The organism is Pseudomonas sp. REB1044 (assembly GCF_038813925.1).
GTDB classification, from domain to species: Bacteria; Pseudomonadota; Gammaproteobacteria; order Pseudomonadales; family Pseudomonadaceae; genus Aquipseudomonas; species Aquipseudomonas boreofloridensis.
Genome location: NZ_CP046139.1, coordinates 3,927,413 through 3,946,198 on the forward strand (window position 1 = coordinate 3,927,413; position 18,786 = coordinate 3,946,198).

15 protein-coding genes are annotated in these 18,786 nt (G+C 62.5%); 5 read left to right on the forward strand and 10 right to left on the reverse strand.

What is annotated here, in order from left to right:
• Nucleotide 1 precedes the first annotated feature (1 nt).
• The gene (gene ttcA / locus GKC70_RS17920; protein WP_029612927.1) at nucleotides 2–826 is read right to left on the reverse strand and encodes a tRNA 2-thiocytidine(32) synthetase TtcA; all 825 of its coding nucleotides are present in this window, start codon (nucleotides 824–826) and stop codon (nucleotides 2–4) included.
• Between the two features lie 163 nt (nucleotides 827–989).
• Between ttcA and GKC70_RS17925 the strand changes: the two genes are divergently transcribed.
• Entirely contained in the window at nucleotides 990–1,484 is a 495-nt protein-coding gene (locus GKC70_RS17925; RefSeq protein WP_342649459.1) for a SprT family zinc-dependent metalloprotease, read from the forward strand.
• Nucleotides 1,485–1,553: 69 nt separating this feature from the next.
• Here GKC70_RS17925 and GKC70_RS17930 read toward each other — a convergent pair whose 3' ends face one another.
• From GKC70_RS17930 to GKC70_RS17945, 4 genes are all read right to left on the reverse strand, one after another.
• Complete coding sequence (locus GKC70_RS17930; RefSeq protein WP_342649460.1) at nucleotides 1,554–2,879, reverse strand: dicarboxylate/amino acid:cation symporter; 1,326 nt, start codon at nucleotides 2,877–2,879, stop codon at nucleotides 1,554–1,556.
• A 303-nt stretch (nucleotides 2,880–3,182) separates the two neighbouring features.
• Entirely contained in the window at nucleotides 3,183–4,529 is a 1,347-nt protein-coding gene (locus GKC70_RS17935) for an ATP-binding protein (RefSeq protein WP_342649461.1), read from the reverse strand.
• Nucleotides 4,526–5,203: a response regulator gene (locus GKC70_RS17940; protein WP_342649462.1), complete on the reverse strand. Its 678-nt coding sequence runs from the start codon at nucleotides 5,201–5,203 to the stop codon at nucleotides 4,526–4,528. The genes GKC70_RS17935 and GKC70_RS17940 overlap by 4 nt, the downstream gene beginning before the upstream one ends.
• 102 nt (nucleotides 5,204–5,305) lie before the next feature.
• Entirely contained in the window at nucleotides 5,306–5,911 is a 606-nt protein-coding gene (locus GKC70_RS17945; protein ID WP_342649463.1) for a hypothetical protein, read from the reverse strand.
• Between the two features lie 138 nt (nucleotides 5,912–6,049).
• Here GKC70_RS17945 and GKC70_RS17950 point away from each other — a divergent pair, with 138 nt between their 5' ends.
• Both GKC70_RS17950 and GKC70_RS17955 read left to right on the forward strand, forming a co-directional pair.
• Nucleotides 6,050–6,841, forward strand: coding sequence for a dienelactone hydrolase family protein (locus GKC70_RS17950; RefSeq protein ID WP_342649464.1), 792 nt, complete (start codon nucleotides 6,050–6,052; stop codon nucleotides 6,839–6,841).
• 51 nt (nucleotides 6,842–6,892) lie between these two features.
• Nucleotides 6,893–7,594: a 4'-phosphopantetheinyl transferase superfamily protein gene (locus tag GKC70_RS17955; RefSeq protein ID WP_342649465.1), complete on the forward strand. Its 702-nt coding sequence runs from the start codon at nucleotides 6,893–6,895 to the stop codon at nucleotides 7,592–7,594.
• A 3-nt stretch (nucleotides 7,595–7,597) separates the two neighbouring features.
• On the opposite strand, the gene GKC70_RS17960 is transcribed toward GKC70_RS17955, so the two are convergent.
• Together GKC70_RS17960 and GKC70_RS17965 are read right to left on the reverse strand one after the other, a co-directional pair.
• The gene (locus GKC70_RS17960; protein ID WP_342649466.1) at nucleotides 7,598–9,202 is read right to left on the reverse strand and encodes an ATP-binding protein; all 1,605 of its coding nucleotides are present in this window, start codon (nucleotides 9,200–9,202) and stop codon (nucleotides 7,598–7,600) included.
• Entirely contained in the window at nucleotides 9,199–9,900 is a 702-nt protein-coding gene (locus tag GKC70_RS17965; protein WP_342649467.1) for a response regulator transcription factor, read from the reverse strand. Before GKC70_RS17965 ends, GKC70_RS17960 begins: the two co-directional genes overlap by 4 nt.
• A gap of 674 nt (nucleotides 9,901–10,574) precedes the next feature.
• On the opposite strand from GKC70_RS17965, the gene GKC70_RS17970 reads away from it, so the two are divergent.
• Nucleotides 10,575–13,454, forward strand: coding sequence for a ribonucleoside-diphosphate reductase subunit alpha (locus GKC70_RS17970; RefSeq protein ID WP_039576021.1), 2,880 nt, complete (start codon nucleotides 10,575–10,577; stop codon nucleotides 13,452–13,454).
• 266 nt (nucleotides 13,455–13,720) lie between these two features.
• Complete coding sequence (locus GKC70_RS17975) at nucleotides 13,721–14,974, forward strand: ribonucleotide-diphosphate reductase subunit beta (protein ID WP_039576020.1); 1,254 nt, start codon at nucleotides 13,721–13,723, stop codon at nucleotides 14,972–14,974.
• A 65-nt stretch (nucleotides 14,975–15,039) separates the two neighbouring features.
• Here the strand turns inward: GKC70_RS17975 and GKC70_RS17980 are convergent, their stop codons facing one another.
• From GKC70_RS17980 to GKC70_RS17990, 3 genes are all read right to left on the reverse strand, one after another.
• Nucleotides 15,040–15,501, reverse strand: coding sequence for a hypothetical protein (locus tag GKC70_RS17980; protein ID WP_317872065.1), 462 nt, complete (start codon nucleotides 15,499–15,501; stop codon nucleotides 15,040–15,042).
• 757 nt (nucleotides 15,502–16,258) lie between these two features.
• Entirely contained in the window at nucleotides 16,259–16,813 is a 555-nt protein-coding gene (locus GKC70_RS17985; RefSeq protein WP_029612939.1) for a UPF0149 family protein, read from the reverse strand.
• A gap of 177 nt (nucleotides 16,814–16,990) precedes the next feature.
• Nucleotides 16,991–18,634 carry an acetolactate synthase large subunit gene (locus GKC70_RS17990; protein WP_039576017.1) on the reverse strand — a complete coding sequence of 548 codons (1,644 nt, stop codon included), beginning with the start codon at nucleotides 18,632–18,634 and terminating at the stop codon, nucleotides 16,991–16,993.
• Nucleotides 18,635–18,786 lie beyond the last annotated feature (152 nt).

An 18,786-nucleotide genomic window follows, 5' to 3' on the forward strand; every position in this document is an offset into this window, starting at 1 on the left:
ATCAGACGTTCAGCACATCGAGAAAGCGCGGCGTGGCGCTTTCGTCGATCTTCAGGCCCGTGAAGTCGAACAGGTTGCGGTCGGCCAGTTGCGACGGCGCGACGTTCTGCAGCGCGCGGAAGATGCTGTCGGTACGTCCCGGGTGCTTGCGCTCCCACTCCACCAGCATGTCCTTGACCACCTGGCGCTGCAGGTTTTCCTGAGAGCCGCACAGGTTGCACGGGATGATCGGGAATTCCTTCATGTCCGAGTAAGCCTGGATGTCCTTCTCGCTGCAGTAGGCCAGCGGACGGATCACCACGTTGCGACCGTCGTCGGCGCGCAGCTTCGGCGGCATGCCCTTGAGCGCGCCGTTGAAGAACATGTTGAGGAAGAAGGTCTCGACGATGTCGTCGCGGTGATGACCGAGCGCCATCTTGGTCGCGCCGATTTCATCGGCAAAGGTGTACAGGGTGCCCCGGCGTAGGCGCGAGCACAGCGAGCAGGTGGTCTTGCCCTCGGGGATCAGTTCCTTGACCACCGAATAGGTGTCTTTCTCGACGATGTGATACTCGACGCCCAAGGTCTTCAGGTAGGCCGGCAACACATGCTCGGGAAAGCCCGGCTGCTTCTGGTCCATGTTCACCGCGACGATCTGGAAGCTGATCGGCGCCACCTTCTGCAGGTGCAGCAGAACGTCGAGCATGGTGTAGCTGTCCTTGCCCCCGGACAGGCAGACCATGACCTTGTCGCCATCCTCGATCATGTTGTAGTCGGTGATCGCTTCGCCAGCGAGACGACGCAGGCGTTTTTGCAGTTTGTTCTGGTTGACCGAGAGGGTGCCCATAGCGCTTGGATCCGCGAGGTGTGACAAAAGCCGAACATTTTACCTGCAAACCGAGTCCAGGCGTAGGGCCTTCTGATCAGCAGCGCCATGCCGAGGCTGACCGGCGGCTCGTCGGCCGCCGATGGCTTGCGGCATAATGGCGAGCCAGGAGAATTGCCCCGCCATGCCCGAGCTGCTCACGCAACGCGTCGAAGCCTGTTACCAGCAAGCCGAAACCTTCTTCAAACGCACCTTCCCGCGCCCGCAGGTCAGCTTCAAGCTGCGCGGGCAGAAGGCCGGCGTCGCCCATCTGCATGAAAACCTGCTGCGCTTCAACCTGCAGTTGTACCGCGAGAACCACGACGACTTCCTGCGCCAGACCGTGGCCCATGAAGTGGCGCACCTGATCGCTCACCAGCTGTTCGGCGACCGCATCCAGGCCCACGGCGAGGAATGGCAGTTGATCATGCGCGGAGTCTACGAGCTGCCGCCCGATCGCTGCCACCGCTACGAAGTGCAGCGTCGCGTGGCCACGCGCTACATCTATCGCTGCCCCTGCCCGGACAGCGACTTCGCCTTCACCGCCCAGCGCCACACACTGGTACGCCAGGGGCGCCGCTACCTGTGTCGGCGCTGTCGGCAAGTGCTGGTCTTCAGCGGACAGACCCGGGTCGAGTAAGCATCTGCCGCGCTGGACATGAAAAAGGCGACCCGAGGGTCGCCTTCCTTTATCGCACTACCACCACGATCAACGCACGGCCGGACCTTCGGCAACGCCCAAGTCGTCGGTCGGACGGGTCTCGACCAACGGCGAACCACCGGAGGCCAGCTCGGACTGCAGCTTGTCGGTATCCAGCTCCTTGACCCACTTGGCGACCACTACGGTGGCAACGGCGTTACCGACCAGGTTGGTCAGCGCACGGGCTTCGGACATGAAGCGGTCGATCCCGAGGATCAGCGCCAGGCCGGCAACCGGCAGGTGACCGACCGCCGACAGGGTGGCGGCCAGGACGATGAAGCCCGAACCGGTGACACCCGCAGCCCCTTTGGAGGCGACCAGCAGCACCAGCAGCAGGGTGATCTGGTGAGTGATGTCCATGGTGGTGTCGGTGGCCTGGGCGATGAATACCGCAGCCATGGTCAGGTAGATCGAGGTGCCGTCCAGGTTGAACGAGTAGCCGGTCGGGATCACCAGGCCAACAACGGATTTCTTCGCGCCCAAGCGCTCCATCTTGGTCAGCATGCGTGGCAGGGCCGACTCCGACGAAGAAGTACCCAGCACGATCAGCAGTTCCTCACGGATGTAGCGGATCAGCTTGAGGACGCTGAAGCCGTGGGCGCGGCAGATGGCGCCCAGCACCACCAGCACGAACAACAGGCACGTGACGTAGAAGCAGGCCATCAGGTAGCCCAGTTGCACCAGCGAACCGACACCATACTGGCCGATGGTGAAGGCCATGGCACCGAAGGCACCGACCGGCGCCAGCTTCATGATCATGTTGATGATGTTGAACATGACGTGGGCGAAGCGATCGATCATCTCCAGCAGCGGTTTGCCGTAGCTGCCCAGACGGTGCAGGGCGAAGCCGAACAGCACCGAGAACATCAGCACTTGCAGGATGTCGCCGTTGGCGAAGGCACCGACCACGGTGGCCGGGATCACGTTGAGCAGGAAGCCGACGGTGGTCTGCTGCGCACCGGCCGAGGCGTAGGCCGCGACGCTGCTGGCGTTCAGGGTACTGACGTCGACGTGCATACCGGCGCCAGGCTGGACCACGTTGACCACGATCAGGCCGATGATCAGGGCGATGGTGGAAACGATTTCGAAGTACAGGAGTGCGTAGCCACCGGTCTTGCCAACCGACTTCATGCTCTGCATGCCGGCGATGCCGCTGACCACGGTACAGAAGATGATCGGAGCGATGACCATCTTGATCAGTTTGACGAAGCCGTCACCCAGCGGTTTGAGGGCGACGCCGGTTTCCGGATAGAAATGGCCGAGCAGAATACCGATGGTGATGGCAACGATCACCTGGAAATACAGGGATTTGTACAGCGGCTGACGTTTCGTCATGGCGTGATCTTCCTCAAGTGTGCCGATTCACCCTTCCCAGAGCGAGGCACCTAAAGCGCGAACCCTCCTGCACCTGGAGGGATTTGTCATTGTGTTAGAGCTGCCTGGGCAGATCTCTGACAAAGCTTTAGCAAGGCTGATGCCAAAATGCCCGATCCGGGTGCAACACGAGTGTTTACGGGAAGTTTCTGCCCAAGGACAGGGCAACGAGACGTGTAGGATATGGCGGAATTCCGCCCTGTGGCGAAATTCGTACACCCTGAGTGGCGGGAATCCGCCCAAGGCCGGCGCAACCTGGGCAGATCATCCCTGGTTGAAGGTGATCCTGAACGCAGCGCCGCCGAGCGGCGAATCCTCGAGCGTCAGGCGCCCGTCGAAGCTGTCGATGATGTCTTTGACCACCGCCAGGCCGATGCCCTGACCTGGATGCTGGCGATCCAGGCGCTCACCGCGCTGCAGAATCCGCTCACGTTGATCGGCCGGGACACCGGGGCCGTCGTCTTCGATGCACAGCACCTGTTGACCCGGCAACGTCTCGAAGCTCACCCGCACCTGCTCCAGGCACAGGCGATAGGCGTTCTCCAGCAAGTTGCCGAGCAGTTCGAGCAAGGCGCCCTCCTCGATCGGCACGCGCGCCTGCGGAGCAACGTTCAGTGTCACCGCCACGCGCTTGTCGCGATACACCTTGTCCAAGGTGCTGCACAAGCTGTCGAGCACCGGCGCCAGGCGCACCTGGTGTCGCACCAGGCCACTCTTGCGCAGGCTGGCGCGCTGCAATTGGTAGTCGATCTGCTGACTCATGCGTTCGATCTGGCTCTGCAGCACGCGCGCCTGTTCACGCTCGCCACTGCCGCGCCCCATGCTCTCGCCCACGCCTTGCAACACCGCCAGCGGCGTCTTCAAGCTGTGCGCCAGGTCGTCCAGCGAATCGCGGTAGCGCTGGCGTTGTTCGCGCTCGCTGTGCAGTAGCCGGTTGAGCGAGCCGGTCAGGCGCAGCAGTTCGCGCGGATGCTCGCGACTCAGGCCCTCGCGGGCGCCGCTCTCCACCTCGTCCAGTTCGTGGCTGAGCCTGCGCAGTGAACGCAGCCCCCAGGTCAGGCCGGCCCACAGCAACACCATCAGCGCCAGCAAGGCCGCGCCAAAGCCCAAGTAGAGCTTTTCGCGCAGGCCGTCGAGGGTATGCTGGTACTCGCGCACCGGTTGCAGGGCGACGATGCTGAATGCTGCGCTGCGACCACCGAGCAGCTTGACTTCCACGTCATAGACGAAAAATTCGTCGCCATTATCCTGGCGGATTCGGGCGAACTCGTTGCCATGGCCGTCATAGCGGGGCTGGTAGTTGATGTGTCGATCGGTGGTGGCACGCGAACGCCACACCAGACGCCCTTCTCGGTCGAAGATGTAACCGAGCAGGCCGACGCTGGGCAGGTTGTAGCGCTCGTCAGGCAGAAGATCGGGCATCTGCAAATGGCCGTGTTCGACGCGCGCGGCAGAAATCAGCGTGGTGATGTCCGAGGCCAGGCGCTGCTCGATCGACTCCTGCAAGGCCAGGCTGAAGGCCTTCTGCAAGGCCGGCAGCAGCGCCAGCATGAACAGCAGCGCCAGCACGGCGGCGGCCAGCATCAGGCGCACGCGCAGCGAACGAATCATCGGCAGCGCTCGGTGAACAGGTAGCCCAGGCCGCGAACGGTGTCGATCGGTTTGAAGCCGTTGTCGCCCTCGAGCTTGCGGCGCAGCCGGCCGACCAGCACCTCGATGACGTTCGGATCACGCTCCTCGTCGTCCGGGTAAAGCTGTTCCATCAGACGATCCTTGGCCACCACCTGCTGGTGATGACGCATGAGGTATTCAAGGATGCGATATTCGTAGGCAGTCAGCGCCAGCGGCTGCTCGTCGAGGGTGGCCTGCTTGCGATTGAGGTCCAGCACCAAAGGCCCGGCGGCGATGGTCGACTGGGTGAAACCGCTGGAGCGGCGCAGCAGCGCGTTCAGGCGGGCTTCCAGCTCCTCGAACTGGAAAGGCTTGACCACGTAGTCGTCGGCACCCGCGGCCAGCCCTTCGACCTTGTCTTGCCAATTACCGCGGGCAGTGAGAATCAGGATGGGAAAAGTCTTGTCCTGGCTGCGCAGTTGGCGGATCAGGTCCAGGCCGCTCATGCCCGGCAGCCCAAGGTCGATGACGGCGAGATCGTGGTTGTACTGGCCGGCCTGGTACAGCGCCTCCTCTGCATCGCCGACCGCTTGGACCACGTGTCCGCTTTCGCCCAGGCGCGTGTACAGGTGGTGACGCAGCAGCGCTTCATCCTCGACCACCAGCAACTTCATGTCATTCTCCTTTTTCTCGCACCGCCTGAACAAAGGCGGGCTGGCACAGCATAACAGCGAACCGGCAGGGGGAGCCCCGGCCGGTTCTTCGAGCCTGTCGCGTTAGAACTTGTAGGTGGCGGCCAGGTAGGTTTGAGCGCTGCTGGTCAGGCGTAGAGCACCTTGCTTGTAACCGCCATGGGGCGAAAGTTCGGTGGAGGCGTTGGTGCGCAGGTAGCGGTAGCCCAGCTCCACCGAGGCGTTGTCGGTCACTTGTTGGATCACACCGGCCTGCAGCCCGGCGGCGTAGCCGTAGTTGGTGTCGCGACTGTAGCCGGACGAGGTCTGAGTCATCTTGGTCATGCCCAGGCTGGCACCACCGAACAGTTTGGCGGTATCAGTGATCGGCAGGAACAGGTCGTAGCTGCCGAGCAGGTTTTCCTGGCGCAGCTTGATGCCGCTGTGGCTGTCGGAGACATTGTCGTAGGTGAGGTAGTAGCGGCCCTGGTCGTTCATCTGTCCTACCCGCAGGCCCCAGGTGCCGTCCTTGTTGATGATGCCATCAGTGTTCAGGTGATCGGTGTTGCGTTGCAGCAGGCCGGACTTGCGAATCTTGTCGCTGGTCTGGCCGTAGGTGACGCTGGCGAACGTGTCGTCGGCCTGGGAGGTAGCGGTGAAGCCGGAGGCGCAGACAGCCATGGCGACCATCAGGGTATTGAGTGCTTTCATGCTTTGTTTCTCCAGTGAGGTGCGCTGTGTGGGTGTGAGGGCTAGAGTAAGCAGGGCAGCCTGAACCGCCCCTGAACCCCGACTGAACCTCGGCTGAACGAACCGAACGTGAACAGCACCCGCACCTGGAGATCCCCCATGCGTTTCCTGCTTGCCCTGGCCCTGACATGCAGCGCCGCCCTCGCCCAGGCGGCGGTACAGACCCGCGAGATTCGCTACCAGGACGCCGACGGCACACCCCTGATCGGCTACTACGCCTATGACGACGCCCTCGATGGCAAGCGCCCCGGCATCGTCGTGGTGCACGAATGGTGGGGGCTGAACGATTACGCCAAGCGCCGCGCCCGCGACCTTGCCGCGTTGGGCTACAACGCCCTGGCCATCGACATGTATGGCGACGGCAAGCACACCGAGCACCCACAGGACGCCCAGGCCTTCATGGCCGCCGCGCTGAAGGACCCGGCTGCGGCCGCGCGGCGCTTCGACGCGGGCCTGGCGCTGCTCAAGCTGCAACCCAACACCAACAAACATGAGCTGGGCGCGGTGGGCTATTGCTTCGGCGGCAAGGTGGTGCTCGATGCCGCTCGCCGTGGCGAGAAGCTCGATGGCGTGGTGAGCTTCCATGGCGCGCTGGTCACCCAGACACCCGCTCAGCCAGGCGTGGTCAGGGCCAAGATTCTGGTCGAGCATGGCGAAGCCGACAGCATGGTCACGCCGCAGCAGGTGGAGGCTTTCAAGCAGGAAATGGCCGCTGCCGGTGCCGACATGACGTTCGTCGGCATTCCCGGTGCCAAGCACGGCTTCACCAACCCCGACGCCGACCGCCTGAGCCATGGCGAGCATGGCGGGCCGGACATCGGCTATGACAAGGCTGCTGATGAAAGCTCCTGGCGGGACATGCAGGCGTTCTTCAAACAGGCCTTCAAGTAGGCGGTCAGCCCGGCGTGCGGGGCGGGCCCGGCAGATGGCACAATAGCGCCCATGAACAGACTGCCTACCTGCTGCGCCCCGCTCCAGCACCACTGGCCCCTGCCCCAGCCCGTGCCCGGCGCGGTGCTGGTCAGTTGCGCCTTCGATCCCCAACGCCTGGCCGCCGACGACTTCCAGCGCGCCGGCATCGACCAGAGCACCAGCCTGCAACGCTCGGTGGCCAAGCGCCAGGCCGAGTACCTGGCCGGGCGCGTCTGTGCGCGTGCGGCTCTTCAGCACCTCGACGGTCGCGATCACGTGCCCGGCACCCATGAGGACCGCTCGCCCATATGGCCTGCGGACATCCGTGGTTCCATCACCCACGGCCAGGGCTGGGCCGCCGCCGTAGTCGCGCCCGCCACGGCCTGCCAGGGCATCGGCATCGATCAGGAAAGCCTGCTCGACGACGCGCGCGCCGAGCGCCTGGCCGCTGAAATCCTCACCCCCAGCGAATTGCAGCGCCTGGATCCGGCGCAGATTGGCCTAAGCGTGACGCTGACCTTTTCGCTCAAGGAAAGCTTGTTCAAAGCGCTCTATCCGCTGACGCTCAAGCGCTTTTACTTCGAGCACGCCGAGCTGCTCGAATGGAGCGCCGACGGCCACGCGCGCTTGCGCCTGCTCACCGATCTGTCGGCCGAATGGCGCAGCGGCCGCGAGCTGGCGGGTCAGTACTGCGTGCAGGACGGCCATCTGCTCAGTCTGGTCAGCGCCTGACCCTCAGTGGCGCGGCTGCCGGGCAGGCCAGCTCAAGCTGAAGCAGGCGCCGCCCAGGCCTTCGCTGCGCCCAACCAGTGCCCGCCCACCATGCCAATAGATGATCCGCCGCACGATCGACAGCCCCAGACCGTGACCGCCCGAGGCGCGGGTGCGGCTGTCGTCCAGGCGCGTGAACGGCGTGAAGATGCGGTCCCAGAACCCCTCCGGAATGCCCGGCCCGTCGTCTTCCACGTCGATGCGACAGCGCTGCGCGTCGAGCTGGTAACTCAAGCGCACCTGCGACTCGGCGTGGCGCAACGCATTGCCCACCAGATTCTGCAACGCGCGGTGCAGATAACGCGGCTCGGCTTCGACCCAACGTGGCGCGCCGTCACGGTCTGGATCCTCAGCTTGCGTCACCCGGATATCCGCGCGCAACGGGGCCAGCTCGGCCACGATCCTGTCCAGCAATTGCCGTACATCGACGCGTTCGAAATGAAGGGCCGGGGCGCCTTGTTCCAGGCGGGCATAGGTGAGCATCTCGTCGACCAGCCGGTCCAAGTCCTGGATGTCGCTGTCCATCCCCGCCAGGTGCTTGGCCCGCGCCTGTTCGGTGTCGGCCTCCTCGATCATCTCCAAGCCGAAACGCAGGCGTGCCACCGGCGTGCGCAATTCGTGTGACACCGCACGCACCAGCTCGCGCTGCATGCTCAGCGAGCGCTGCAGGTGCTCGGCCATGCGGTTGAACGCTGCGGCCAGGCGTCCGACCGAGTCGGCATCGCCGGCCGGCACCCGCGTCTGCAGGCTGCCCTGGGCGATGTGCGAGGCCGCCAGTTCGAGACCCGAGACGCGGCGCTCGAGCTGACGCACCAGCAGGTAGACCACCAAACCGATCAAGCACAAACCCACTGCCGCGATCAACACCAGCAATGCCGGTGGATAGGGTTTGAACGAGTAGAGTGGTCCAATCTCCAGCACCCAGGGCGAGCCGGACAGTCCAGAGAACACGCGGATGGCGTCCCCGTCGCGGCTCAACGCCATCACCGTGTCGCCCTCCTCCACCCGCCGTCGCTGATCGTCGTCCAGATCCGCGCGCTCGATGCGCTGCAAGCCGATGTCGAAACCAAATCCTTTGCTCTGACGGATCTGCGCCAAGCGCTGTGGCTGCTCGGTCACCGGGTAGCGCACCAGCTCGTCGGCCAGCAGGTACAACGTCGCGCGGGCGAGTTGCTCGCTGATCTGCTTGACCTGCGCCGCCAGCACCTGGTCCTCCTGGGCCAACTGGCGCAGTACCTTGGCCGCGTGCGGCCCAGTCTTTTCGACCACCACCAGACCACGCGCCAGACGGCTGCGCTGGCCGGCATCCAGGGGTTGCGCGGACAGCGCCAGCAAATCCAGTGGCACGCCGAGCAGCCGCTCCCAGATCACCAGCGATCGCTTGCGCTCGACCTCGCTCTGCAGCGCCAGGTTGTCCGCCATCAGACTGAAGGTGCCTTGCGCCAGATCCTCACGGTACTGCGCGGCACGCACATGGTTGACCAGCTGCAGGCTCAGGATCCCGAGCACGGCGACCAATACCAGCACCGCCAACATGCCGCCATAGATGCGCAGAAAGATCGAATTCATGGCCCGAGATCGCCGACGAACAGATAACCCTTGCTGCGTAGCGTCTTGATCAGACGCGGCTGTACAGGATCGTCGCCGATCTTCGGGCGAATCTTGGAGATGCGGATATCGATGGAGCGGTCCTGGCCGTCATAACCGACGCCGCGCAGCGACGTGCAGATCTGCTCGCGCGACAGCACCCGACCGGCATGGCTGGCCAGCAACCAGAGCAGGTCAAACTCCGCGCCGGTCAGCTCGATGGCCTGCTCGCCCAGCCAGGCCTCGCGCGCCCGGTTGTCGATGCGCAGCGCACCGAAGCACAGGCTGTGGGCCTTGCCCAGAGGCGCGTCGCTACGTCGCAGCAGCGCATTGATGCGCGCCAGCAGCAGACGCGGGCGCACGGGCTTGCACACGTAATCGTCGGCGCCCAGGTCCAGGCCCTGGACCTGATCGAGTTCGTCACTGCGCGCGGTCAGCATGAGGATGGGATTGGCGAACTGGCCACGGACCTTTCGGCAAATGCTCAAACCGTCTTCGCCAGGCAGCATCAGGTCGAGCACCACGAGATCGGGCTGGCTGTCGAGGATACGCCGCACGGCCCGCGCGCCATCATGCTCGACCGACACCTCGAAACCATTACCCTGCAAGTACTCGGCAGTGAGGTCGGCCAGACGCTGATCGTCCTCGACGATGAGGATGCGCTGGAGGGGCTGATCCATCGCCTTCTCCCTTCTTGTTGTGGTGGGCAGGGGCGTCCTGACGTATCGACAGAGGGTCATGTTGCCCTCGGATACTACGTCCAGCCGTGGGGACTGCCAACCACTCGGCAGCTTCTTGCACAGGCCCGGAAAGCGCAAAAAAACGTCCGGACCTGTAGCGACTAGGCCTACAGCGGCGGTGGGCTATTCACTCACAAAGTACCCACAAGATATCCACAGCCCGCTGCCTTGCAATACCCCCCATACCGCATTATCTTGTATCCCCAGCGTGGCGAACCACTACATGTTGTGGCTTCGACCTTGAGCACAACCATAAGTCAACGCAGAAACTCAAGCGATTTTTCTGCCGGAACTTACGCTGATTTCAGCAGCCAAACCGCTCCTGCACAGGCGCGACCGAGGCAAGCCCCCGTGGCCTTGTTCGGGTATGGGTGTTGCAGGCATGGCCTGACACCCGACAGCAACAGTTCCTGGGCTCGCCCAGGATCTTTGACTTCGGCCAGGGAGCGGCAAGCGATTGCCCTTATTCCTGAGTCTGTCCCGAAGTCGGTAAGCCCGAGCGGCCGACGCACCTTCGCGTGCCGTCCGCCCACGGGCCGAGCTAACTGACTGGATGGAACGGTGGGCGCCCCCAAGGCGCCCGAACACTATAGAAACTGTGGAGACACCCACCCATGCACACCGACACAACTCGCGAGAACCCGCAGGCCAAGGCGCCGCAGGCCACCGATTCGAATCAGGATCTGGCTGCGACCGCTCCGGGCCAACTGCGCGTGATCAAGCGTAACGGCACTGTCGTGGCCTACACCGACGACAAGATCACCGTTGCCATCACCAAGGCGTTCCTCGCAGTTGAAGGCGGCACCGCCGCCGCTTCGTCGCGTATCCACGACACCGTCGCGCGCCTGACCGAACAGGTCACCGCCACGTTCAAGCGTCGCATGCCGTCGGGTGGCACCATCCACATCGAAGAAATCCAGGATCAGGTCGAACTGGCCCTGATGCGCGCCGGCGAGCAGAAAGTCGCCCGCGACTACGTGATCTACCGTGACCAGCGCGCCAAAGAACGTGCCACTCGCGCCAATACCGATTCGGTGGTCGAGCCGCACCCGAGCATCCGCATCACCCTGGCCGACGGCAGCCTGGCGCCGCTGGACATGGCGCGCCTGAACACCATTATCAGCGAAGCCTGCGAAGGCCTGGCCGAAGTCGATGGCGAACTGATCCAGCGCGACACCCTGAAGAACCTCTACGACGGCGTGGCCCTCAAGGACGTCAACACCGCCCTGGTGATGACCGCCCGTACCCTGGTCGAGCGCGAGCCGAACTACTCGTTCGTCACCGCCCGCCTGCTGATGGACACCCTGCGCGCCGAAGGCCTGGGCTTCCTCGGCGTGGCCGACAGCGCCACCCACCACGAGATGGCCGAGCTGTATGCCAAGGCCCTGCCAGCCTACGTCGCGAAAGGCGTCGAGTTCGAGCTGCTCGACCCGGCTCTCAAGGGCTACGACCTGGAGCGCCTGGGCAAGGCCATCAACCACGAGCGTGACCAGCAGTTCACCTACCTGGGCCTGCAGACCCTCTACGACCGTTACTTCATCCACAAGGATGGCGTGCGTTTCGAACTGCCGCAGGTGTTCTTCATGCGCGTGGCCATGGGCCTGGCGCTGCAGGAAAAAGACCGCGAAGCCCGTGCCATCGAGTTCTACAACCTGTTGTCGTCGTTCGACTACATGGCCTCGACCCCAACCCTGTTCAACGCCGGTACCCTGCGTCCGCAGCTGTCGAGCTGCTACCTGACCACCGTTCCGGACGACCTGTCGGGCATCTACAAGGCCATCCACGACAACGCCATGCTGTCCAAATTCGCCGGTGGCCTGGGCAACGACTGGACCCCGGTGCGTGCTTTGGGTTCGTACATCAAGGGCACCAACGGCAAGTCGCAGGGCGTCGTGCCCTTCCTCAAGGTGGTCAACGACACCGCCGTGGCCGTCAACCAGGGTGGCAAGCGCAAGGGCGCGGTCTGCGCCTACCTGGAAACCTGGCACCTGGATATCGAGGAATTCCTCGAGCTGCGCAAGAACACCGGTGACGACCGTCGTCGTACCCACGACATGAACACCGCCAACTGGATTCCGGACCTGTTCATGAAGCGTGTCTTCGACGACGGCAAATGGACCCTGTTCTCGCCTTCGGAAGTGCCGGACCTGCACGACCTGACCGGCAAGGCCTTCGAAGAACGCTACGAGTACTACGAAGCCCTGACCGAGTACAACAAGATCAAGGTGTTCAAAACCGTCCAGGCCAAAGACCTGTGGCGCAAGATGCTGTCGATGCTGTTCGAGACCGGCCACCCTTGGCTGACCTTCAAGGACCCGTGCAACCTGCGCTCGCCGCAGCAGCACGTGGGCGTGGTGCACAGCTCGAACCTGTGCACCGAGATCACCCTGAACACCAACGCCGACGAAATCGCCGTGTGCAACCTGGGTTCTATCAACCTGCCGAACCACATCGCCGACGGCAAGCTGGACACCGCGAAACTGGCGCGTACCGTCAAGACCGCCGTGCGCATGCTCGACAACGTGATCGACATCAACTACTACTCGGTGCCCCAGGCGCAGAACTCGAACTTCAAGCACCGTCCGGTCGGCCTGGGCATCATGGGCTTCCAGGACGCGCTGTACCTGCAGCACATCCCGTACGGCTCGGACGCGGCCGTCGAGTTCGCCGACAAGTCCATGGAGGCAGTCAGCTACTACGCCATCCAGGCCTCGTGTGACCTGGCCGACGAGCGCGGCGCCTACCAGACCTTCGACGGTTCCCTGTGGTCCCAAGGTATCCTGCCGCTGGACTCGCAGCAGATCCTGATCGAGGCCCGTGGCGCCAAGTACATCGACGTCAACCTGGAAGAGTCCCTGGACTGGGCTCCGGTGCGCGATCGGGTCAAGAAAGGCATCCGCAACTCGAACATCATGGCCATTGCACCGACCGCGACCATCGCCAACATCACCGGCGTATCGCAGTCGATCGAACCGACCTACCAGAACCTGTACGTCAAGTCGAACCTGTCGGGCGAGTTCACCGTGATCAACCCGTACCTGGTCCGCGACCTGAAAGCCCGCGACCTGTGGGACTCGGTGATGATCAACGACCTGAAGTACTACGACGGTTCGGTGCAGCAGATCGAGCGTATCCCGCAGGAGCTCAAAGACCTGTACGCCACGGCCTTCGAAGTCGACACCAAGTGGATCGTCGATGCCGCCTCGCGTCGCCAGAAGTGGATCGACCAGGCCCAGTCGCTGAACCTGTACATCGCCGGCGCCTCGGGCAAGAAGCTGGACGTGACCTACCGCATGGCCTGGTACCGTGGTCTGAAGACCACCTACTACCTCCGTGCCCTGGCCGCCACCAGCACCGAGAAATCGACCATCAACACCGGCAAGCTCAACGCCGTTTCCAGCGGCGGAGACAGCGCCCCGGTCCAGGCCGCAGGCCCTGCGCCAGTGCCGAAGGCCTGCGCCATCGACGAGCCGGATTGCGAAGCCTGCCAGTAAGGCGTGGCTGAGGCTTCCCCCGGGAAGCCTCTTTTTCCATGTCACCACACGGAACCCTGTGGCAGCGGGTTTACCCGCGACGAGGCCGGCATTGCCGTCGCCTGCCGCACAGCCAAACACAATAAGCCTGGGCGCCATTGCCTGGGCCAGCCCCGCAAAGGGCAATCAGATTTGCGTGCACGGTAGTACCCCTTCGGGACCAAAGCAGCGCAACCAAGATCCACCGGCCATACTCCAAAGATGGCCCTCAAGCAGGAGCACTTAGCATGCTGAGCTGGGACGAATTCGACAAAGAAGATGACGGCGAAGTCGCCGCCAAAGGCAACACCCCCGCACAGGCCCACGCCGCCGCGACCCTGGACAAGCTGGACAGCGCCGGTGGTGCCGCCGCCCTGGAAGCCCGTGCCGCCACCGCTGCCGATTCCGAGGCCGTGAAGCGCGCCAAGGCCGCCCTCGACGCCCTCGACATCGCCGAGGGCCTGGCTGAGCTGGAAGGCTCGTCGGCCCGCGTCGCCGTTGACGAGAAGCGCATGATCAACTGCCGCGCCGACCTCAACCAACTCGTGCCTTTCAAGTACGACTGGGCCTGGCAGAAGTACCTCGATGGCTGCGCCAACCACTGGATGCCGCAAGAGGTCAACATGACCGCCGACATCGCACTGTGGAAGAGCATGGACGGCCTGACCGAAGACGAGCGCCGCATCGTCATGCGCAACCTCGGCTTCTTCTCCACCGCCGACTCGCTGGTCGCCAACAACCTGGCCCTGGCCGTCTACCGCCTGATCACCAACCCCGAATGCCGCCAGTACATCCTGCGCCAGGCCTTCGAAGAGGCGATCCACACCCATGCCTACCAGTACTGCATCGAGTCGCTGGGCATGGATGAAGGCGAGATCTTCAACATGTACCACGAGATTCCGTCGGTGGCGAAAAAAGCCGCCTGGGGCCTGAAGTACACCCGCGCCATTTCCGATCCGGAATTCAACACCGGCACCGTCGAAACCGACAAGGAACTGCTGCGCAACCTGATCGCCTATTACTGCGTCCTGGAAGGCATCTTCTTCTACTGCGGCTTCACCCAGATCCTCTCCATGGGTCGCCGCAACAAGATGACTGGCGTCGCCGAGCAGTTCCAGTACATCCTGCGCGACGAGTCGATGCACCTGAACTTCGGTATCGACGTGATCAACCAGATCAAGATCGAGAACCCGCACCTGTGGGATGCGGCAATGAAGGAAGAAGCGACCCAGATGATCCTGCAAGGGACTCAGCTGGAGATCGAATATGCCCGCGACACCATGCCACGCGGTGTGCTGGGCATGAACGCGGCAATGATGGAGGACTACCTCAAGTTCATTGCCAACCGTCGTCTGACTCAAATCGGTCTTAAAGAAGAGTACCCAGGGACCACCAACCCGTTCCCATGGATGAGCGAGATCATGGACTTGAAGAAGGAGAAGAACTTCTTCGAGACGCGCGTGATCGAGTATCAGACCGGCGGGGCGTTGAGCTGGGATTGATGAAGAAGCCACCGAAAGGTGGCTTTTTTGTACCTGTGATTGGTATCGAAGGGTCTAGTACATCCTCAAGGCTGTGGGGCATCTGCTTCGACCCGCTCCACTACCACTTCCTGCTGCGTCAGCAGATCCGTCAGAATGATATCGCGCTCATTCAAATCGGGCGTGATCATCACCGAACGAATGAGGCGAATCGTTTCCCCGTCACGAGCTTGAGTATTCTCGAACGTCACGACGATCGACTTGTTGCGCCAGTGGGCGATATCGAAGCCGCCTGCTGCCAGAAATACCTCGATATTGCGCTCGTCGTTGAATGCCTTGGCCGGTAGCACCAGCGGCCGGTCGTTGAGGAATACTTGATAATACTGATGGGTGCTCGCAGGAAAGTTGTGCTGGACCACATGTTCGATTCGCCAGTGGTAAACGGTGTTCTCGTATACCACGTGACGCTCTGTCTGGTGGCCGCTGCAGGCGGCGAGCAGCGGCATGGCCAGCAGACCGAGTCTATTTCGGAGAGTACGCAGAATCATCGTGTAGGTTCGCTGTAGTTCATCATTACCGGGGCTATAGCCTACGCATCCTGAAGGCCGGCGCGCAATGCGGCGAAGACGCTGGCGCTTGCTTCGACGGCCTGCACCAATGTGACTTTGTTCGTCCACAGCGAGTCGACGACACCCTCGGAAAAGATCTCCAGAACGTAGTTGCCGTGGTAACCGCAGGCGCTCAGCCTCTGCAGCAGCGGACAAACGGTAGGTCGCGCCTCAGCGCGCGGCGATCATGCAGCGAGCGCGGACGACGCCAGTCGGCCAGTTGCACCCGAAACAGCCCTTGAGCACTGATGCTCTCAAGCAGCCCGACATCTTGCCAGCTGTTGTACAAGTCCAGACACCTGCGTCCTCTTGCAAGGTCAATGGTGCGGTGGTGATCTGGCTAATGGCCAGGTTGCGCAGAGTACCTCCAGGATGGTGTAGATGAGCGAGGTGATGACCCCATCTTTCACAGGTAGCCAAATAGGCTCACGGGTTCAGATAACCCTCAATGCTCGATCAGATGCCGGTGGCTGCGCAGGTAAGTCACTAGACGATCAATGAGGCTCCGCATCTCGGCCGAGCCATATATGCTCTCCCGCTGTGATACAGGATTGGACCAGAGTGACTCTTCGAATACCCTCAGCACGCCATACCGTTAGGCTGATCCTGCGCACAATTAACTGGCGCGAGAATGTCTGCGGAAAACAATTGCTCGTTTGGCCTGAAGAAATGGTTATGTTGGTCTACGCCGCTTTATTCAATGCATGGGCCGATGATGGTAACGATAAAGCGCTCGGATGGCCTCAAGCAACTGCGGCACGCAGGCTTGACGATCCGCGGCGCTCATTGTATCGAGCAGTTCGACGTTGTCTTCAAGACCGTGCAGGGAAATCGCCTTTAGCAAAGCGTCCTGTTCGCGGGGCAGGGTCGGCCATTGAGTGACTTGAGTGCCACGCATGTAACCGAAGCACCATTCCTCCAGCACGATGACCGTGCCCTCCTCGGTCTCGCTCTCTTCCAACAGCGGTTGGAATCGATCAAGGTCATCGGCCAACTCCTCGGCGACCTGACTGGCGTAGCGCAACATCAGCGCGGTATAGGCTTCTTCATGGGCGGGCTTCTTGAATTTTGGCACCTTGCCGCCTGCGACGGCCGGAAGCCAATGTTCAGGCGTGACCTTGACTGGCGAACTGGCCAAGGCGGTAAAGAAGCCGTTGAGTTCAGCAAGGTTGATCACTGAGTATTCATTACCGTAGCTGATCAACAGATCTTCAAGACGATTGAGTTCTTTTTCACTCAGAGTGGGCAGCATGGGACAGTCCTGGATAAGGGAAGATGCACCCTAGCACAGGCACGGCGAAGGAAGGATTTTGCTGAAAGGGGCATGCTGGCTAGTGGTGGCCAAGCCAGCCCACATTCGAGGTCGATGGTCAGTTGGAAGAAGCCGCCTGCACTAGCCAGAGGTAGTACAGGCGGGGGCGTCGCTGGGTCAAACAGCTAGTGCGCGCTCACGCAGCTCGCTATTCAAGATCCGGTCGTTCTCGCTGTAATCGACCGGGCAATCGATGACGTGCACGCCTGGCGTCTTGATGCAGTGCTCCAGCAGCGGCAGCAGCCCTTCGGCGCTTTCCACGCGGTGACCATTGGCGCCATAGGCTTCGGCGTATTTGACGAAGTCGGGGTTACCGTAGTCCAGGCCGAAATCGGTGAAGCCCATGTTGGCCTGCTTCCAGCGGATCATGCCGTAGCCGTCGTCGCGCAGGATCACCACGGTGATGTGCATGCCCAGACGCACAGCCGTTTCCAGCTCCTGACTGTTCATCATGAAGCCGCCATCGCCGCACACCGAGATCACCGGGCGGTCCGGGTACACCAAGTGCGATGCCATGGCCGACGGCAAGCCGGCGCCCATCGTCGCCAAGGCGTTGTCCAGTAGCACGGTGTTGGGTTTGTGCGCTTTGTAGTTGCGGGCGAACCAGATCTTGTAGATGCCGTTGTCGAGGGCGACGATGCCTTCGGACGGCAGCACGCGACGGATGTCGGCCACCAGACGCTGCGGGTAGACCGGGAAGCGGTCGTCGTCGGCGCCTTCGACGATCTGCGCTTCGTTGGCTTCACGGATGGCCATCAGGCGGGTGAAGTCCCAATGCGAGGTGTCGCCCAACGCTTCGCTGATCTGCCACACGGCGTTGGCGATATCGCCAATCACTTCGACCTGCGGGAAGTACACCGCATCCACTTCCGCCGAACGGAAGCTGATGTGGATGACTTCGGTACCGCCGCGGACCATGAAGAACGGCGGCTTCTCGATCACGTCGTGGCCGATGTTGATGATCAGGTCGGCCGCTTCGACAGCGCGGTGCACGAAATCACCAGACGACAGCGCAGCGTTGCCCAGGAAACGCGGGTGACGCTCGTCGACCACACCCTTGCCCATCTGCGTGGTGATGAACGGGATGCCGGTCTTGTCGATGAGCTGCTTGAGCACCTTGGCGGTCATCTTGCGGTTGGCACCGGCGCCGATCACCAGGATCGGATTGCGTGCGTTCTGCAGTTTCTGCACGGCAGCGTCGATGGCCACGTGCTCGGCCAGCGGACGGCGGTGAAGGCTGCGCGGAATCGGCAAGGCATCGGTCTGCTCGGCGGCGATGTCTTCAGGCAACTCCAGGTGCACCGCGCCGGGTTTCTCTTCTTCGGCCAGGCGGAAGGCTTCGCGCATACGGGCCGGAATGTTGTCGGCCGAAGCGAACTGGTGGGTGTACTTGGTGATGGGGTCCATCATGCCGCACACGTCGATGATCTGGAATCGACCCTGCTTGGACTTCTTGATCGGCTTCTGGCCGGTGATCATCATCATCGGCATGCCGCCCAGATAGGCGTAGGCGCTGGCGGTGACCAAGTTGGTCGCGCCGGGACCCAGGGTCGACAGGCTGACGCCGGTCTTGCCGGTCAGGCGTCCATAGGTTGCAGCCATGAAGCCTGCGGATTGTTCGTGGCGGGTCAGTACCAGCTTGATCTTCGACTTGCGCAGGGATTCGAGCAGGTCGAGGTTCTCCTCGCCGGGGATGCCGAACACATACTCGACACCTTCGTTTTCCAGGCATTGCACAACGACATCGGCGGCCTTGGCCATCTTGCTTCTAACCTCAAGTAATAGGACGGTGAAAGTCCAGAAATGCGCAGCGCGCTGCGCTGGCATCGCTCGGTCCAGGTGCCAGGATTGCCCCGAACCTAAGTCTTGACGCAGGGTAGGTACGGGGAAGTCACGTATTGTGACAGCAACAT

Bases quoted from the DNA above. Each gene is read 5' to 3' on its own strand.
- ttcA (WP_029612927.1), bottom strand. From the start codon at position 826: ATGGGCACCCTCTCGGTCAACCAGAACAAACTGCAAAAACGCCTGCGT.
- GKC70_RS17925 (WP_342649459.1), top strand. From the start codon at position 990: ATGCCCGAGCTGCTCACGCAACGCGTCGAAGCCTGTTACCAGCAAGCC.
- GKC70_RS17930 (WP_342649460.1), bottom strand. From the start codon at position 2,879: ATGACGAAACGTCAGCCGCTGTACAAATCCCTGTATTTCCAGGTGATC.
- GKC70_RS17935 (WP_342649461.1), bottom strand. From the start codon at position 4,529: ATGATTCGTTCGCTGCGCGTGCGCCTGATGCTGGCCGCCGCCGTGCTG.
- GKC70_RS17940 (WP_342649462.1), bottom strand. From the start codon at position 5,203: ATGAAGTTGCTGGTGGTCGAGGATGAAGCGCTGCTGCGTCACCACCTG.
- GKC70_RS17945 (WP_342649463.1), bottom strand. From the start codon at position 5,911: ATGAAAGCACTCAATACCCTGATGGTCGCCATGGCTGTCTGCGCCTCC.
- GKC70_RS17950 (WP_342649464.1), top strand. From the start codon at position 6,050: ATGCGTTTCCTGCTTGCCCTGGCCCTGACATGCAGCGCCGCCCTCGCC.
- GKC70_RS17955 (WP_342649465.1), top strand. From the start codon at position 6,893: ATGAACAGACTGCCTACCTGCTGCGCCCCGCTCCAGCACCACTGGCCC.
- GKC70_RS17960 (WP_342649466.1), bottom strand. From the start codon at position 9,202: ATGAATTCGATCTTTCTGCGCATCTATGGCGGCATGTTGGCGGTGCTG.
- GKC70_RS17965 (WP_342649467.1), bottom strand. From the start codon at position 9,900: ATGGATCAGCCCCTCCAGCGCATCCTCATCGTCGAGGACGATCAGCGT.
- GKC70_RS17970 (WP_039576021.1), top strand. From the start codon at position 10,575: ATGCACACCGACACAACTCGCGAGAACCCGCAGGCCAAGGCGCCGCAG.
- GKC70_RS17975 (WP_039576020.1), top strand. From the start codon at position 13,721: ATGCTGAGCTGGGACGAATTCGACAAAGAAGATGACGGCGAAGTCGCC.
- GKC70_RS17980 (WP_317872065.1), bottom strand. From the start codon at position 15,501: ATGATTCTGCGTACTCTCCGAAATAGACTCGGTCTGCTGGCCATGCCG.
- GKC70_RS17985 (WP_029612939.1), bottom strand. From the start codon at position 16,813: ATGCTGCCCACTCTGAGTGAAAAAGAACTCAATCGTCTTGAAGATCTG.
- GKC70_RS17990 (WP_039576017.1), bottom strand. From the start codon at position 18,634: ATGGCCAAGGCCGCCGATGTCGTTGTGCAATGCCTGGAAAACGAAGGT.